Here is a 16,393-nt window from a genome sequence, read left to right as displayed (position 1 = left end):
CCAGGTTAAGTTAATAATACAATCTGCATTTATTCTTTTTTAAATAGCGATATCGTGTAATCCAGCAACTCGTTATTTCCATAATCTCCATGTCCTGGAACAACAATTTCAAGATTAGGGTAGGTTGCTTTTATTTTGGCTATCGTATTGCTCCATTCGTCAACATTAGCATCGCCTAGGTAGCCTTTGGTAGCATTTATTGATTTTACAGAGCATCCCCCAAAAAGAAGGTTTTCACTTGGAATGTAGCTAGCGATGTTATCTTTGGTATGTGCCTCACCAAAATAACGGTTTATGATTTTTTGATTTCCTATAGTAATCTCGTTTTCGTTGTCAAAACCGATTTGTGGAATAGGATTGCCTTCCTTTTGAGCTAGAACTATGGTTTTATTGTTTGCGTAAGATGGTATGTTCAATTGATGAAAGGCTTCTATACCGCCAAGGCAATCATCATGAAAGTGATTAATAACAACCCCTTTTATACTGTGTGCTTTGGTTTCGGTAATCCATTTAATAAGCTCGTTAGATGTTTTATTGTCAACAGGTGTGTCAAAAACAACAGCTTCGTCATCCTTCATATAGATAAGGCCGTTGCAGGGTACTTTTCCAAAATCATTGGTCTGTAGATAGGAGATATGAATATAGCTGTTCTGGGTAACCGGAATGATTTTTAGGGTGTCACTATTGTAAGTTACATCTGGTTTTTGTGACTTACAGGCAAAGAGAATAAGAATTAGGAACAGAACTGCAAACAGCGATTTATGGGTCATGATCATTATTCTTTTTAATTACATAAATATATAGTTTTACCTTGCGATTATGGAAGATTTAGAGATACAAAAACTCATTTTTATTTACAATGCAGACTCGGGCCTAAAAAACTCATTGTTAGATAGCGCTCATAAAATTTTGAGCCCCAGTACTTATGATTGTAATTTGTGCGATATCACTTTTGGGGTTTTTACCGAGAATAAAGTATGGAAAAGTTTTAGGGAGAATACCAATCTAGAAATGGAGTTTCTGCATAAAGATGAATACAAAAAGCAATACGCCTCTAAATTTGGAAATAAATTTACTTTTCCGATTATTCTTGCTCAAACAAATAACGGATTAGAAGTTTTTGTGGGTACTGAAGAAATGAATGCTATTGAGGATTCGGAAGCGCTTGTAGAGCTTATTCAAGAGCGGGTATAATTTAGTTTTGAGTGGCTTTAAAGAAATCTGTGTTAATGTTGTCTATAAAGTCCAACACATCATCGCGGCCATAACCTTTGGAGGATGAGGTTATGAAATACTGTGGTGCTTCTTCCCAAACGCCATTCAGTAATTCTGTAATATAATTGTTTACATTCTTCTCAATACCCTTTGGTTTAAGTTTATCTGCTTTCGTGAAAATAATGCAGAAAGGAATATTGTTCTCACCCAACCACTCCATGAACTCTAGGTCTATTTTTTGTGGCTCATGTCGTATATCAACTAAAACAAAGGCACAAACCAATTGCTCTCGCTTTACAAAATAATCGGTTATGTATTTTTGAAAAGTACTTTTGCTCTTTTTGGAAACACGGGCGTAGCCGTAGCCTGGTAAATCTACTAAGAACCAGTTTTCATTTATCTTAAAATGATTGATCAGCTGAGTTTTTCCAGGACGGCCAGAAGTCTTTGCAAGACTTTTTCTTTCAGTAAGGCTATTGATTAAAGAAGACTTACCTACGTTTGATCGGCCAATAAAGGCGTATTCGGGTAGTGGTTCTTTTGGGCATTTTGCCACATCAGTATTACTGATTATAAAATTTGCCGTTTTAATGTTCACCTTTAGAAACTATTTAATAGGGTAGTGCAGATGCTAAAATTTACGCTTGGTCAACCAGCTGTCCAGAATCTCGTTGAATTGATTGGGGTGCTCCATCATAGGGGCATGACCGCATTTTTCAATCCAATACAAATCAGAATCCGGTAAAAGTTCATGAAATAGGTCCGCCACGTCCGGAGGTGTAACACTATCATTCTTGCCCCAAATAATACATGTAGGAGTATTCATTTTAGGAAGGTCGTTTGCCATGTTATGGCGAATGGCACTTTTGGCAATGGCCAGTGTTTTAATTATTTTGGACCTATCGTTTACGGTGGCAAAAACCTCGTCTACAATTTCTTTAGTAGCAATAGCAGGGTCATAGAAAACATCTTCGGCCTTTTTCTTAATAAACTCATAGTCGCCGCGTCTAGGATAGCCGTCTCCCATGGCGCTTTCGTATAATCCTGAGCTTCCTGTTATGATTAAAGCTTTTACCAGTTTTGGATAGAGTTTTGTATGTAGCAGGCCAATGTGTCCTCCTAAAGAGTTCCCTAACAATATGACGTCTTTAAGTCCTTTGAACTCAATAAACTTGGCTAGGAATTTTGCAAATTGCTTAACGTTTGTTTTAAGCATTGGCATATCGTAAATCGGTAATTCTGGAATAAGTACTTTGTAGCCTTTTGGGGGAAAATATTCGGTAACACCTTGAAAATTGCTAAGCCCTCCCATAAGACCGTGTAATATAATAATAGGGGTACCTTCGCCTATTTCTATATACCGGAATTTTCCTTCCTTAATTAAATTTTCTTCCATTCAGGATGCTTCTTGGTCTGTTTGTCAAAGATAGGCATAATCCTATTATGACTGTTATACAAGTATAAGTCAATAAAGCGAGAATTGGCTATAATTTTTCCATCACTCTGCAAAAACACCCTTTTTTCAGGCCAAAAATCGACCATAATTTATGCCCAAAAGCCACTAGTTATTAACAAAGTGGTAATTAGTGGTAAAATGTGGTAATAAAATTTGTAGTTTTGAGTTATAGTATTGTAAAACAGCTTTTTTAAGTGATAAATTTCATTGGAACATACGATTGTAAGGCCGATGCCAAAGGTAGGGTAATGATACCAGTTGCCCTAAAAAATCAGATGGCTCCTATTATGAATCAAAGTTTTGTTATCAAAAGATCTGTTTTTCAGCCTTGTTTGGAATTGTATCCTATGGAGGAGTGGAATCTGCTCATGGAGAAGATGAACAAGAAAAACCGTTTCAAGAAAAAGAACAATGATTTTATTCGTCGTTTTTCTGCTGGTGTAAAGGTTATTGAAATTGATGCCACTGGAAGAATGTTGATTCCTAAAAACCTAGTAGCGATTGCAAATATTGCTAAAGAGGTGGTTTTAAGTTCGGCAATCAACATTATTGAAATATGGGACAAGGATAGTTATGAAAAAGTATTAGAGGAAACCGCAGAGGATTTTGCCGAATTAGCAGAAGAGGTAATGGGAGATGACGGAGATGACGAAAGCTATGTATCATAATCCGGTTTTGTTAGAGGAGTCGGTAGACGGGCTCAATATAAAGAAAGATGGAGTATATGTTGATGTCACTTTTGGTGGTGGCGGACATTCCAAACATATATTGAAACAATTAAGTAGCGAAGGAAAACTGTTTGCTTTTGATCAAGATGAAGATGCACTTGCGAATACTTTGGGTGATCCACGGTTTACTTTGATCAATGAAAATTTTAGGTATATCACTCAGTTCTTAAAATTTCATGGGATTCGAAAAGTAGATGGAATTTTGGCGGATTACGGAGTATCGTCACATCAGTTTGATAAAGCGGAACGTGGGTTTTCTACACGTTTTGAAGCGGATTTGGATATGCGTATGAGCAAAAGAAATCTTTTATCCGCATATGAAGTGGTCAACACTTACAATTATGATGATTTAAGACGGGTACTTTTTCAATATGGAGATTTAAGAAATGCAAATGCAATGGCAAAGACCATTTTATCAAAACGGGAAGAAGAAGCAATTAAGACCACGGATCGATTAAAAGAAGTGTTAAGGTCTTTTTTGCCAAATGCTAAAGAACATAAGATACTGGCTCAGATTTATCAGGCCATTAGAATAGAGGTTAATCAAGAGATTGCGGTAATAGAGGAGTTTTTGCTGCAAACACCTAATTTATTAGATGTTGGTGGAAGGTTAAGCATTATAAGTTACCATTCCTTAGAAGACCGCTTGGTAAAACGGTTTATCAGAGAAGGTCAGTTTGAGGGTGAAGCCGAAAAGGATTTCTATGGAAATATAGATGTTCCTTTTAAAAAGGTTGGTCCGCTTATCGTGCCGTCCAGAGAAGAAATAGCAGAGAACAATAGAGCACGAAGTGCCAAGTTAAGAATTGCGGAGCGCATATAAGGTTGAAGTTAAAATTGGGAAAAGAGAGAAAAAATATGAAAAAAGGATTGTTGAACATACTTAAAGGTAGGTTTTTGGTGAGCGATGATGCACCCAAAAACTGGTTGTTCATCATTTTCACTTCTTTTCTTGCTACCGTAATGATCGGGAGCTCGCATAGTGCGGATAAAAAGGTGCATCAAATAGCAGCTTTGAACGAAGAGGTAAAAGAGCTTCGTAATGAGTTTGTAGATGCGCGGTCAGATGTTCAGCAGTTAAAGTTAGAGTCTACGGTAATGAATATTGTTGCAGAAAAAGGATTGTTTCCATCGCAAGTACCACCTAAGCAAATAAAAGTTAAATCAAAGAAGATAGAGGATTAGTGGCTGTAACCGAAAAAAGCATATTGACCCGGTTGTACGTTGTAACAGCGTTCATGTTTCTATTCGCCGTAGCGGTACTGTTCAAATTAGTGAACATACAGTTTGCACAAGGCGATAAGTACAAGGCTTTGGCTATGGAACGTACTGAAAAGATGTTCACTATTGCGCCCAATCGTGGTAATTTGTATTCGGATGATGGAAGTCTTTTGGCGACTTCCGTGTCTCGTTATACCATCCGTTTTGATGCGGTTACGGTTAGTGATGCGGATTTCGGTAAAAATATCATTCCATTGTCCAATTCACTTTCAAAAATGTTGGGTAAGCCTTCTTCTCACTATCAGAAGCTATTGAGAAAGGCAAAAGTGAATAAAAATAGGTATGCGCTAATTGCTAGAAACCTGGATTATTCAGAATATATCACCGTAAAGGATTTTCCGCTGTTCAATAAAGGTCCGTATAAGGGCGGGTTGATCATTGAGCAAAAAACGGTTAGAGAACATCCGTTGGGAAAAATTGCGGAACGTAGTGTAGGGTATGAGAATGTAGATGATGAAGGGTACTATTCCGGAGTGGGTTTGGAAAGAGCGTATGGAGAGTATTTGAGAGGAGTTCAAGGAAAAAGATTGAAACAAAAAATTGCTAAAGGACAGTGGAAGCCAATCGGGTGGGAGAATATCGTAGAGCCTAAAGATGGATATGATTTGGTGTCAACCATCGATATTAATATTCAAGATATCGCCCACCACGCTTTGCTAGGGCAGTTAGAGCATTATAAGGCGGATCACGGCTGTGTTATTGTTATGGAGACTGAAACCGGAGAAGTGAAAGCCATTTCTAACTTGGGAAGAACGGAAGCCGGTAAATATTATGAACGTTTAAATTACGCTGTTGGAGAATCTAGTGAACCGGGTTCTACTTTTAAGTTAATGTCAATGGTAGCTGCGCTTGAGGATAAAGTAATTGATACCAGTTCGGTTCTTGATACGGAAAAAGGACGATGGAAAATCTATGACAGAATTGTAAAAGATTCCAAATGGGGCGGGTACGGTAAAATTTCTGCGGGTCATGCTTTTGAGGTTTCCTCTAACACGGCTTTTGCAAAAATGATACATAACAATTACAAGAACGACCCTGAAAAATATGTAAACCGCTTAATGAGCATGAACTTGAATAAGAAGCTTGATTTGCCCATAAAAGGCGAAGGTGAGCCTGTTATTAGGTTTCCTGGGGATAAGGGTTGGTCAGGAATCTCATTGGCTTGGATGTCTCACGGTTATGAAGTTTCAATGACACCTTTGCAAGTTTTAACCTTCTATAATGCCATTGCCAATGATGGTGAAATGGTGAAACCAAGATTAATAAAGGAGGTGAAAGAATGGGATCGTACGATTCAGAAATTCGATAAAGAGGTTATCAATAGTGCGGTGTGTTCCAAGGAAACGGCATCCAAGGTTCAGCAGTTATTGAAGAATGTAGTAGAGAAAAAATACGGAACGGGTCATGGTTTGTATTCGCCTAATTTTTCAATGGCAGGTAAAACGGGTACAGCACAAAAGAATTATGTGTCCAAGGATCCGGACAAGTTAAAATACATTTCTTCTTTTGCAGGTTATTTTCCTGCGGAGAATCCTAAGTACTCATGTATTGTGGTGATTCATGAGCCAGATAAAAGTGTTGGCTATTACGGTGCCGATGTTTCGGGGCCCGTGTTTAAATCTGTAGCGCAAAAGGTATATGCCACATCTCCTTTGGTAGATGAAATAGATATGGAAAAGGTAAAGGATCAGCGATTGGATAAATCGTATCAAAGATATTATGCCGAAGCCCAAAAGAACTATAAGCAAGTGCCAAATGTGAAAGGTATGAGCGGTATGGATGCTATCTCTATACTTGAAAACCTCGGTATACAAGTAGAAGTAAGAGGCAATGGAAAAGTTAAAAGACAGTCGGTTTCTCAGGGAACGGACATTAAGGATACCAAAAAAATTACACTAGAGTTATCGTGAAATTGCTAAAAGACATATTGTTCGGTGCAAGCCTGACCGATGTAATCGGTTCCACCAATGTATTGGTGGATGCCATTTGTTTTGACTCTAGAAAGGTGAAGATGGATGATGTTTTTGTAGCTGTCAAAGGCACAATAACGGATGGCCATTTATACATTGCAAAAGCCATTGATCTTGGTGCAAAAGCCATTGTTTGCGAGACATTACCTGAGCAAATTATAGATGGGGTTACGTATGTGGAAGTAAAAGATGGCAATACGGCTTTGGCTATGATGGCATCTAACTATTATGGTAATCCTTCTAAGAACCTTAAGCTAGTTGGTGTTACGGGGACCAATGGTAAGACTACCATATCTAGTTTGCTTTATCAGTTGTTTAAAAAAGCTGGCTATAAAGTAGGTCTACTGTCCACTATTAAGATAATGGTAGATGAAGAGGAGCATGCTACAAGTCATACTACTCCAGATGCTTTGACCATAAACGAGCATTTGTTCCTTATGAACGAGGCGGGTGTAGAGTTTTGCTTTATGGAAGTGAGTTCCCATGGTATTCATCAGAAAAGAACACAAGGGTTGGTCTTTGAAGGAGCGATTTTCACTAACCTTTCCCATGATCATTTAGATTACCACAAAACGTTTGCGGAGTATAGGGATACAAAAAAAATATTATTTGATCAATTGCCGAAAACTGCTTTTGCAATTTCCAATAGTGATGATAAGAATGGAGCGGTAATGCTTCAAAATACAAAGGCAAAGAAGTATACATATGCTCTTAGAACCTATGCGGACTATCGTGCGCAAGTTTTGGAAAGTCAGTTTAACGGCACTTTATTAAAAATAAATGACCATGAACTTTGGTCCAGGTTAATAGGGCATTTTAACGCCTACAATGTGCTGGCCATTTTCGCCACTGCGGATTTATTGGGTATGGAAACCTTAGAGACCTTAAGGTTGCTGAGTGAGTTAGAGAATGTAGACGGTCGTTTTCAATATTTTATTTCAAGTAAAAAGATTACTGCCATAGTGGATTATGCCCATACGCCGGATGCGCTAAAAAATGTTCTGGAAACAATCAGCACATTGAGAACTGGAAATGAAAACGTCATCACCGTTGTGGGGTGTGGTGGCGATAGAGACAGATCTAAGCGTCCGGTAATGGGTCATATTGCTTCGGAGATGAGCAATCAGGCCATTTTTACTTCTGATAATCCTAGGAGTGAATCGCCATCAGCCATAATTACGGAGATGGAAGAAGGTGTGGAGCCACAGAATGTAAAGAAAATCTTATCCATAGAAAATAGAGAGCAGGCTATAAAAACAGCATGTCAACTGGCAAATGCCGATGATATTATACTCATTGCGGGTAAAGGTCATGAGACCTATCAAGAGACCAACGGAAAACGTATTCATTTTGATGATTTTGAAATGGTACAAGACGTTTTAAAGAGTTTGGATAAATAACAAAGACCGAAGGAATAAAAGACTAGAAGCTTAAAAGATGCTATACTACCTATTTGAATATTTAGAGAAACAATACCAGTTGCCAGGGGCGAGCTTATTTCAGTTCACCACCTTTAGGGCGGCAATGGCTATTTTATTTTCCCTATTGATCGCCACGGTATATGGTAAGCGTATCATTCTTTTTCTTCAAAAGAAGCAAATTGGCGAAAGTGTGCGTGACCTTGGTTTGGAAGGGCAGAAGCAAAAAGCGGGTACACCTACAATGGGTGGGCTCATCATTATTATGGCAACACTTATTCCAGTGTTGTTATTGGCCAAGCTAGACAATATTTACATCATACTATTGATTGTTACCACGCTTTGGATGGGTTTCATTGGTTTTGCCGATGATTACATTAAAGTGTTCAAGAAAGATAAAGAAGGGCTAAAAGGTAGGTTTAAGGTTTTAGGACAAGTGGTCTTAGGTCTTGGGGTTGGAGCTACACTGTATTTTCATCCAGGGGTTACGATGAGAGAAGATACAGGTAGTATCATTACAGAACAACTAGAAGTAAAAGAAGTGGTCGGGAAAGAAGTTAAATCTGTACGTACCACCATTCCTTTTACCAAAAACAATGAATTGGATTATGCTGATTTTATTGGATGGGCAGGAGAGAGCGCTAGGGATTATGCTTGGTTAATATTTATACCAATTGTAATTCTAATTGTAACAGCGGTATCTAACGGAGCTAACCTTACAGATGGTATAGATGGTTTGGCGGCAGGTACTTCTGCAATTATCGTATTTACACTTGGCATTTTTGCTTGGGTTTCCGGTAACGTTATTTTTTCGGATTATCTGGATATCATGTTTATTCCCAACTCAGGAGAACTAGTTGTATTTATTACGGCTTTTGTGGGTGCTCTAGTAGGCTTTCTATGGTACAACGCTTTTCCGGCACAGGTTTTTATGGGAGATACGGGAAGTTTAACCATAGGGGGAATTATCGCGGTAATCGCCATTATCATTAGGAAAGAATTATTGATTCCCGTTTTGTGTGGAATCTTCTTTGCGGAGTCGCTATCGGTTATAGTACAAGTAGGGTATTTCAAGTATACCAAGAAAAAATTTGGAGAAGGTAAACGTGTTTTCCTCATGTCACCTGTACATCACCATTATCAAGTAAAGGGCTATCACGAGAGTAAAATAGTAACGCGGTTTTGGATTGTGGCCATTCTTTTAGCGGTTATTACCGTTGTCACTTTGAAAGTAAGATAAGATGAAGAGGTTGGTGATTTTAGGAGGAGGTGAAAGTGGCGTAGGTACTGCCATCTTGGGAAAACAAAAAGGATACGAAGTTTTTGTGTCCGATAGTGGTAAAATAAAGGAAAAATATAAAAACGTTCTTGAACATCTTGATATTGACTGGGAGGCCGAAAAGCATACGGAAGCAAAGATTCTAAATGCAGACTTGGTAATGAAGAGTCCGGGTATACCGGATACTGTTCCATTGGTAAAGGCATTGCATGCAAAAACAATTCCTGTTATTTCAGAGATTGAATTCGCATCAAAATATACAGATGCCACTTTAATTGGAATTACAGGAAGCAATGGAAAGACCACTACTACCATGTTGGCAAATCACCTTTTAAAAGAAGGTGGTGCAAATGTGGGAATGGCAGGGAACATAGGTGATAGTTATGCCAAAATGGTAGCTGAAAACGATTTTGATTTCTACGTTTTGGAAATCAGCAGTTTTCAATTGGATGGTATTGTGGATTTTAGACCGCATATCGCTATTCTAACGAATATCACTCCGGATCATTTAGATCGATATGATTATAAATTTGAAAATTATGTCGCTTCAAAATTCCGCATAGCGAAGAACCAAACCGAAGACGATTTTTTAATATATGATGCAGACGATCCAGTGATCGTTGCATGGCTTAAAAAGCACCCCGTTAAATCAAAACTGCTTCCTTTTTCTATAAAACGAGAGCTGGAAGAAGGAGCGTGTTTACAGAACAACAACATAATACTGAACCTAACTAACGAGACACTGAAAATGACAAAAGAGACATTAGCCCTAGAAGGAAAACACAATTTAAAAAATAGCATGGCAGCAATGACTGCGGCAAAATTAGTAGGCATTAGAAAAGCATCTATACGTGAGAGTATTGCCAACTTTCAAGGAGCACCGCATAGATTGGAGAACGTACTTAAAATACACCATGTACAATACATAAACGATTCTAAGGCTACGAATGTAAATTCTGTGTTCTATGCATTGGATAGCGTTAAAACGCCTATCGTTTGGATTGTTGGTGGACAGGACAAAGGAAACGATTACAAAGAATTGATGCCATTGGTGCGCGAGAAGGTAAAGGCCATAGTTTGTTTGGGCTTGGATAATGAAAAAATTAAAGATGCCTTTGGCAATGTGGTAGATCTCATGGTTGAAACTTTTGCTATGGAAGAAGCTGTAAAAGTAGCTTACAAGATTGCAGAGCGTGGTGATACGGTTTTATTGTCACCGGCGTGTGCAAGTTTTGATTTATTTAAAAATTATGAAGACCGTGGCGATCAATTCAAAGCGGCAGTTAAGTCATTATAATACCGGTTATAAGTGAATGCATTTTTTCAAAATATAAAAGGAGATAAAGCTATTTGGGCCATTGCGGCCCTGTTGGGCTTATTTTCGTTTTTACCTGTTTACAGCGCCAGTAGCAACTTGGTATATGTGGTGGGTAACGGTACCACTTTTGGGTATTTGGTAAAACATGCGTTATTGCTGTCTTTAGGTTTTGGTATTATATACGGAATACACCGTATTCCGGCACATTTCTTTAAAGGATTGTCGCTCATAGCAATGCCCTTGGTATTAGTTTTATTAGTGTTTACGCTAGCACAAGGCACAACGATAGATGGTGCGAATGCCAGCCGGTGGATCAGTGTTCCGTTGGTAGGTATTTCATTTCAGACCTCTAACCTTGCAGCTGTTGTTTTAATGATATATGTGGCGCGTTACTTGAGTAAAGTGCGTCATAAGGATATTACTTTTAAAGAGAGTATTTTGCCCTTGTGGATACCTGTTTTTCTAACAGTGGCCCTTATTCTGCCAGCCAATTTCTCAACAGCGGCCATCATTTTTTCAATGGTGCTTTTGCTATGTTTTTTAGGAGGTTATCCTATTAAATATTTAATGGGGATTATTGGGGCTAGTATATTAAGTCTTGCATTTTTTATATTAACGGCTAAGGCAATTCCCGGTTTGTTTCCTAATCGCGTAGATACATGGATCAGTAGGGTTGAAAATTTTGCGGATTCGGAAGATACGGAAGCTGATTATCAAATTGAACGTGCCAAGATTGCTATCGCTACTGGAGGTATAGTGGGTAAAGGTGCGGGTAAAAGCGTGCAGAAGAATTTCTTGCCACAAAGTTCGTCAGATTTTATTTATGCCATAATTGTAGAGGAATATGGACTGGTAGGTGGTTTTGCCTTGATGTTCTTTTATATGTTTCTACTATTTAGAATTGTGGTCGTTGCCAATGGTAGCGGAACTATTTTTGGAAAATTGGTCGCACTTGGTGTTGGGCTTCCCATAGTTTTTCAGGCGTTGATAAACATGGCGGTTGCGGTAGAGCTTTTTCCGGTAACGGGTCAAACCTTACCATTAATAAGTAGTGGTGGTACGAGTAGTTGGATGACCTGTTTGGCTATCGGTATCATTCTAAGTGTGAGTAATAAAAATACAAGTGCGGAAAAATCATCCGCGGATATAGACGAGACAAACCCTTTAGAAGTACTGAGTGGGCAACTATAAATTCATATTATCCGGTGGTGGAACAGGTGGGCATATTTACCCAGCTGTGGCTATTGCGAACGAATTGAAAAGAAGGCATCCTGATGCTCATTTTTTGTTTGTTGGTGCCCAAGATAGAATGGAGATGGAAAAAGTGCCGCAGGCGGGTTATGAGATTCAGGGGTTGTGGATTAGTGGTTTACAGCGGAAACTGACCCTTAAAAATCTAATGTTTCCTTTTAAGGTAATAAGTAGTTTAATGAAAGCTGGTAAAATAGTACGAAAGTTCAAGCCTGATGCCGTAATAGGCACAGGGGGCTTTGCTAGTGGGCCTATGTTACGGGTTGCTTCGGGTAAAGGGGTGCCTTGCGTACTGCAAGAACAGAATTCATATGCTGGTATTACAAACAAATTACTGAAGGATAGAGTGGCAAAAATTTGTGTTGCTTATGATGAAATGGAACGGTTTTTTCCAAAGGATAAAATCGTAAAAACGGGTAATCCTGTTCGTGGTGATTTAGTGGAAATGTCCGCTGATAAAAATGAAGCTTTAGATTTTTTCGGATTGAAAACAGGAGTGCCTACGCTTTTGGTTTTAGGTGGCAGTCTTGGGGCAAGAAGAATAAATCAGCTGATAGCGAGTAACCTTGAATTTTTTGAAAATTTGGGAGTTCAGTTAATATGGCAATGTGGAAAACTGTATATAGATGAGTATAAAAAATACACTTCGGATACAGTAAAAGTACTTGATTTTATGAACCGCATGGATTACGCCTATGCAGCTTCGGATATAATTATATCTCGTGCAGGTGCAGGTTCGGTTTCTGAGTTATGTATTGTTGGTAAACCTGTAATTTTTGTGCCTTCGCCAAATGTGGCCGAGGACCATCAGACAAAAAATGCGCGTGCCTTGGCAAATGAGAATGCTGCTATATTATTGAAAGAAAGTGAGCTCGAGGAAAAGTTTGAAAATACGTTTTCAGAACTTTTTTCAGATCATAACAAACAGAAGAGCTTGGCTGATAATATCAAGAAATTGGCTTTGCCGAACGCTACAAAAGATATTGTAGACGAAATAGAAAAATTAATTGGGAATGCCACTGGTAAATAAAGGCATGAGATTGAGTATAAATGGACTTGAAACGCATACATAACGTATATTTTATTGGCATTGGAGGCATTGGTATGTCCGCTCTGGCCCGTTATTTCAAGTTCGTGGAAAAGAATGTGGCGGGTTACGATAAAACTCGCACACCTCTTACAAAAGAACTTTCTGGTTTAAGTATAGATATTCATTACGAAGATGATACTGCTCTCATTTCTTCCAGTTATAAAAACAGAGAAAATACACTTGTAGTCTATACCCCAGCAGTGCCTGTGGAGCATACGGAGTATCAATATTTTTTAGAGAACGGATTTACGATTAAGAAACGTTCAGAGGTATTGGGATGGATTACAAAAGACAGTTTTTGCTTGGCGGTAGCAGGTACCCATGGTAAAACTACCACCACCAGTATTTTGGCGCATTTGCTAAAGCAAACAGGGGTGGGATTTACTGGATTTTTAGGGGGTATATCTGAAGATTTCAATAGTAATTTTGTTTTTGAGGGAACAGACTATTCCGTTGTGGAAGCCGATGAGTTCGATAGGTCTTTCTTGAGGTTGTTTCCTGATGTGGCCTGTATTACTTCTATGGATGCAGACCATCTTGATATTTATGGTAACTCTAAAGAGTTGGAGAAATCATTTATAGAGTTTGCTGATAAAGTGTCGCCAGGTGGAGCACTTTTTGTTAGAAAGGGTTTACCCTTAGAAGGAATTACTTACGGTATTGAAGATGATGCGGATTACTGTGTTACAAATCTTAAAATTGAAAATGGGAGTTATATTTTTGATTTGGTTACGCCGGATGCTACGCTGGTAGATGTAAAATTCAATAAGCCAGGAAGGCATAATTTATTGAATGGTCTAGTTGCTTTTGCTATGGCGTTGCATACGGGTGTGCCAGCAGAGAAATTAGCAAATGCGTTGGCCACCTTTAAAGGCGTGCAGAGACGATTTTCATATAAAATAAAGACGGAAGATTTTGTTTTTATTGATGATTATGCACATCATCCTACAGAAATAAATGCAGTTTACGATGCGGTATCGGAAATGCATCCAAATAAAAAAACATTGGCAATTTTTCAGCCACATCTATTTTCTAGAACAAGAGATTTTGCGGATGAATTTGCGAAAAGTCTGTCAAAGTTTGATAGTATTCTGTTGCTGGATATTTACCCCGCACGGGAAAAACCAATTAAAGGTATAACTTCGGAATGGTTGTTGGAGAAAATCGATAATACCAATGTAAGAACAATTCACAAATCCAAATTAATAAACGAGATAAAAAAACAAAATCCTCAAGTACTTGTTACCATGGGTGCAGGAGATATAGGTTTGGAAGTAAGTAAGATTACAAAAGAATTACAAGATGCATATTAATTATAACTACATAAAGCTAGTAGCCTTAATCGTTGTAATAACGGGACTTTACGCATTTTCAAATCAAAGAAGTGCTCAGAGAAACGTAAAAGGTATCGCTATAGAATTCATTGAAAATCAAAATTTATTCATCACCGAAGGCTCGGTTAATAAATTGTTAATACAAAAATTCGGTAGCCTTGAAAACATGCCCAAAGAAAAATTAGCTTTGAATACCATGGAGAAGGCCATTGAGGCCAATAAAATGGTGAAAAGTGCCCAAGTTTATCTTACAGTAAGCGGTGATTTAGCGTCGAAGATCGTTCAACGTACACCAATCGGACGTATAGAAGGGGATTCAAAATTTTATCTTGATGAGGACGGAAAGCAAATGCCGTTGTCAAACAGTTACTCCGCACGTGTGCCAATAATTACGGGCAGAGTAACTGATGAAGGCTTAGCGGATGTCTATAAAATTTTGAATTATATCAATACGGACGAGTTTCTTAAGAAAAACATCATTGGGTTACAGATCGTAAACGAGGAGAAATACCAACTTCGTTTCCGAACCGAAGAGTTTGTTGTCAATTTGGGAGATGTAGAACGGTTAAAAGAAAAGTTTAGCAATTTCAAGGCATTTTACGCCAAAGCAAATAAAGACAAAACTCTGCAGAACTATGATGTTGTTAGTTTAGAGTTTGACAATCAAGTAGTGTGCACCAAAATATAAGTTATGGAAGTAGGTAATTATTCGGTAGGATTAGACATTGGAACAACTAAAATTGTAGCTATAATCGGTAAGAAAAACGAGTATGGCAAGATTGAGGTTTTAGGCATCGGTAAATCTAAGAGTTTAGGGGTGCACCGTGGTGTTGTGAATAACATTACGCAAACCATACAATCCATTCAACAAGCAGTAGAAGAAGCTGAAGTTAATTCAGGTTTAAAAATTGGCTCTGTTGTTGTTGGTATTGCCGGGCAGCATATAAGAAGTCTGCACCATAGCGATTATATTACCAGAGCAGATTCGGAAGAAGTTATTAATGATGATGATTTGGATAAGCTCTGTAATCAAGTATACAAGTTGGTTATGCTTCCCGGTGAAGAAATCATTCATGTGCTTCCACAGGAGTACAAAGTAGACGGACAGGCAGAGATTAAAGAGCCTATCGGCATGTACGGTGGTCGTCTAGAAGCTAATTTTCATGTGGTTGTAGGGCAGGTTTCTTCAATTAAAAATGTAGGTAGGTGTATTAAAAGCGCCGGCCTGGATTTAGGTAACATAACATTGGAACCATTGGCTTCTTCAGACGCTGTTTTGAGCAAAGAAGAAAAAGAGGCCGGTGTTGCCTTAATCGACATAGGAGGTGGCACAACGGATTTGGCCATTTTTAAAGATGGTATTATTCGTCATACTGCGGTAATTCCTTTTGGTGGCGGTGTTATTACCGAGGACATCAAAGAAGGCTGTTCAATTATAGAAAAACAAGCAGAACTTTTAAAGGTAAGGTTTGGTTCAGCTTGGCCGGGAGAGAATAAGGATAATGAAATAGTTTCAATACCAGGTTTGCGTGGTAGAGAGCCAAAAGAGATTACCCTTAAAAACCTATCCAAAATTATTCATGCACGTGTTGTTGAAATCGTAGAGCAGGTTTATACGGAAATCAAAAATTACGGTCATGATGAACAAAAAAAGAAACTGATTGCAGGAATAGTGCTTACAGGTGGCGGTAGCCAGTTAAAGCATTTAAAGCAGTTGGTAGAATACATTACGGGTATGGATACACGTATCGGTTACCCTAATGAACACTTGGCGGGCGATTCAGATGCCGAAATCGCCAGTCCATTATATGCTACGGCAGTTGGTCTTTTGATGAACGCGGTAGCTAACGAGACGAAGGGCAAACCTGTAGAGGAAAAAGAAGAGCTTGTAGACGAGGGGGAACTTGTTATGGCAGGTCATGAAGAAGAAGAGCATCAACAACAAGCTGCGGCAAAAGTTCAAAAAGAACGAAAATCGGTATTTGATAAATGGTCCGAGAAGTTAAAAGACTTTTTGGATAATGCCGAGTAAAAACAACACACACATTAACCA

16 protein-coding genes are annotated in these 16,393 nt (G+C 38.5%); 13 read left to right on the top strand and 3 right to left on the bottom strand.

All coding sequences use genetic code 11. The features are described from left to right. Positions 1-29: 29 nt before the first annotated feature. The gene (gene bla / locus KO521_RS19820) at positions 30-776 is read right to left on the bottom strand and encodes a subclass B1 metallo-beta-lactamase (RefSeq protein ID WP_289846501.1); all 747 of its coding nucleotides are present in this window, start codon (positions 774-776) and stop codon (positions 30-32) included. A 43-nt stretch (positions 777-819) separates the two neighbouring features. Between bla and KO521_RS19815 the strand changes: the two genes are divergently transcribed. Then, the gene (locus KO521_RS19815; RefSeq protein WP_215941654.1) at positions 820-1,194 is read left to right on the top strand and encodes a GTPase; all 375 of its coding nucleotides are present in this window, start codon (positions 820-822) and stop codon (positions 1,192-1,194) included. A 1-nt stretch (position 1,195) separates the two neighbouring features. Here KO521_RS19815 and yihA read toward each other — a convergent pair whose 3' ends face one another. Together yihA and KO521_RS19805 are read right to left on the bottom strand one after the other, a co-directional pair. Next, entirely contained in the window at positions 1,196-1,813 is a 618-nt protein-coding gene (yihA, locus tag KO521_RS19810) for a ribosome biogenesis GTP-binding protein YihA/YsxC (RefSeq protein WP_215941653.1), read from the bottom strand. A 33-nt stretch (positions 1,814-1,846) separates the two neighbouring features. Next, positions 1,847-2,611, bottom strand: coding sequence for an alpha/beta fold hydrolase (locus KO521_RS19805; RefSeq protein WP_215941652.1), 765 nt, complete (start codon positions 2,609-2,611; stop codon positions 1,847-1,849). Between the two features lie 254 nt (positions 2,612-2,865). Between KO521_RS19805 and mraZ the strand changes: the two genes are divergently transcribed. Genes mraZ through ftsA form a run of 12 tightly spaced genes read left to right on the top strand, consistent with a single transcriptional unit; the run spans position 2,866 to position 16,372 of the window. Beyond that, positions 2,866-3,339: a division/cell wall cluster transcriptional repressor MraZ gene (gene mraZ / locus KO521_RS19800; protein WP_215941651.1), complete on the top strand. Its 474-nt coding sequence runs from the start codon at positions 2,866-2,868 to the stop codon at positions 3,337-3,339. After that, complete coding sequence (rsmH, locus tag KO521_RS19795; RefSeq protein WP_215941650.1) at positions 3,317-4,222, top strand: 16S rRNA (cytosine(1402)-N(4))-methyltransferase RsmH; 906 nt, start codon at positions 3,317-3,319, stop codon at positions 4,220-4,222. Before mraZ ends, rsmH begins: the two co-directional genes overlap by 23 nt. A gap of 35 nt (positions 4,223-4,257) precedes the next feature. Next, on the top strand, positions 4,258-4,584 hold the full coding sequence (locus KO521_RS19790; protein WP_215941649.1) for an FtsL-like putative cell division protein: 327 nt from the start codon (positions 4,258-4,260) through the stop codon (positions 4,582-4,584). Beyond that, on the top strand, positions 4,584-6,590 hold the full coding sequence (locus KO521_RS19785) for a penicillin-binding protein (RefSeq protein ID WP_215941648.1): 2,007 nt from the start codon (positions 4,584-4,586) through the stop codon (positions 6,588-6,590). The genes KO521_RS19790 and KO521_RS19785 overlap by 1 nt, the downstream gene beginning before the upstream one ends. After that, positions 6,587-8,050, top strand: a complete 1,464-nt coding sequence (locus KO521_RS19780; RefSeq protein ID WP_215941647.1) for a UDP-N-acetylmuramoyl-L-alanyl-D-glutamate--2,6-diaminopimelate ligase — start codon at positions 6,587-6,589, stop codon at positions 8,048-8,050. Before KO521_RS19785 ends, KO521_RS19780 begins: the two co-directional genes overlap by 4 nt. A 37-nt stretch (positions 8,051-8,087) precedes the next feature. Continuing rightward, positions 8,088-9,308, top strand: coding sequence for a phospho-N-acetylmuramoyl-pentapeptide-transferase (gene mraY / locus KO521_RS19775; protein WP_215941646.1), 1,221 nt, complete (start codon positions 8,088-8,090; stop codon positions 9,306-9,308). 1 nt (position 9,309) lies between these two features. Next, positions 9,310-10,644 (top strand): UDP-N-acetylmuramoyl-L-alanine--D-glutamate ligase, encoded by a 1,335-nt coding sequence (gene murD / locus KO521_RS19770; RefSeq protein WP_215941645.1) that lies wholly within the window; start codon positions 9,310-9,312, stop codon positions 10,642-10,644. A gap of 12 nt (positions 10,645-10,656) precedes the next feature. After that, entirely contained in the window at positions 10,657-11,856 is a 1,200-nt protein-coding gene (locus KO521_RS19765) for an FtsW/RodA/SpoVE family cell cycle protein (RefSeq protein ID WP_215941644.1), read from the top strand. Then, positions 11,843-12,946: an undecaprenyldiphospho-muramoylpentapeptide beta-N-acetylglucosaminyltransferase gene (gene murG / locus KO521_RS19760; RefSeq protein ID WP_215941643.1), complete on the top strand. Its 1,104-nt coding sequence runs from the start codon at positions 11,843-11,845 to the stop codon at positions 12,944-12,946. The genes KO521_RS19765 and murG overlap by 14 nt, the downstream gene beginning before the upstream one ends. Before the next feature lie 20 nt (positions 12,947-12,966). After that, complete coding sequence (murC, locus tag KO521_RS19755; RefSeq protein ID WP_215941642.1) at positions 12,967-14,319, top strand: UDP-N-acetylmuramate--L-alanine ligase; 1,353 nt, start codon at positions 12,967-12,969, stop codon at positions 14,317-14,319. Beyond that, positions 14,309-15,028 carry a cell division protein FtsQ/DivIB gene (locus KO521_RS19750; RefSeq protein ID WP_215941641.1) on the top strand — a complete coding sequence of 240 codons (720 nt, stop codon included), beginning with the start codon at positions 14,309-14,311 and terminating at the stop codon, positions 15,026-15,028. Before murC ends, KO521_RS19750 begins: the two co-directional genes overlap by 11 nt. A 3-nt stretch (positions 15,029-15,031) precedes the next feature. Further along, on the top strand, positions 15,032-16,372 hold the full coding sequence (gene ftsA / locus KO521_RS19745; RefSeq protein WP_215941640.1) for a cell division protein FtsA: 1,341 nt from the start codon (positions 15,032-15,034) through the stop codon (positions 16,370-16,372). Positions 16,373-16,393: the final 21 nt, after the last annotated feature.

The organism is Zobellia uliginosa, assembly GCF_018860745.1.
Classification (GTDB): Bacteria; Bacteroidota; Bacteroidia; order Flavobacteriales; family Flavobacteriaceae; genus Zobellia; species Zobellia uliginosa_B.
Note: the sequence above shows the minus strand (reverse complement) of the source record. Positions and strands in the feature narration are given on the sequence as shown.

What these genes read in the sequence shown, in the direction of transcription:
- bla (WP_289846501.1), bottom strand. Translation starts at nt 776, where the DNA reads ATGATCATGACCCATAAATCGCTGTTTGCAGTTCTGTTCCTAATTCTT.
- KO521_RS19790 (WP_215941649.1), top strand. Translation starts at nt 4,258, where the DNA reads ATGAAAAAAGGATTGTTGAACATACTTAAAGGTAGGTTTTTGGTGAGC.
- rsmH (WP_215941650.1), top strand. Translation starts at nt 3,317, where the DNA reads ATGACGAAAGCTATGTATCATAATCCGGTTTTGTTAGAGGAGTCGGTA.
- KO521_RS19750 (WP_215941641.1), top strand. Translation starts at nt 14,309, where the DNA reads ATGCATATTAATTATAACTACATAAAGCTAGTAGCCTTAATCGTTGTA.
- murC (WP_215941642.1), top strand. Translation starts at nt 12,967, where the DNA reads ATGGACTTGAAACGCATACATAACGTATATTTTATTGGCATTGGAGGC.
- mraY (WP_215941646.1), top strand. Translation starts at nt 8,088, where the DNA reads ATGCTATACTACCTATTTGAATATTTAGAGAAACAATACCAGTTGCCA.
- ftsA (WP_215941640.1), top strand. Translation starts at nt 15,032, where the DNA reads ATGGAAGTAGGTAATTATTCGGTAGGATTAGACATTGGAACAACTAAA.
- KO521_RS19815 (WP_215941654.1), top strand. Translation starts at nt 820, where the DNA reads ATGGAAGATTTAGAGATACAAAAACTCATTTTTATTTACAATGCAGAC.
- murD (WP_215941645.1), top strand. Translation starts at nt 9,310, where the DNA reads ATGAAGAGGTTGGTGATTTTAGGAGGAGGTGAAAGTGGCGTAGGTACT.
- KO521_RS19805 (WP_215941652.1), bottom strand. Translation starts at nt 2,611, where the DNA reads ATGGAAGAAAATTTAATTAAGGAAGGAAAATTCCGGTATATAGAAATA.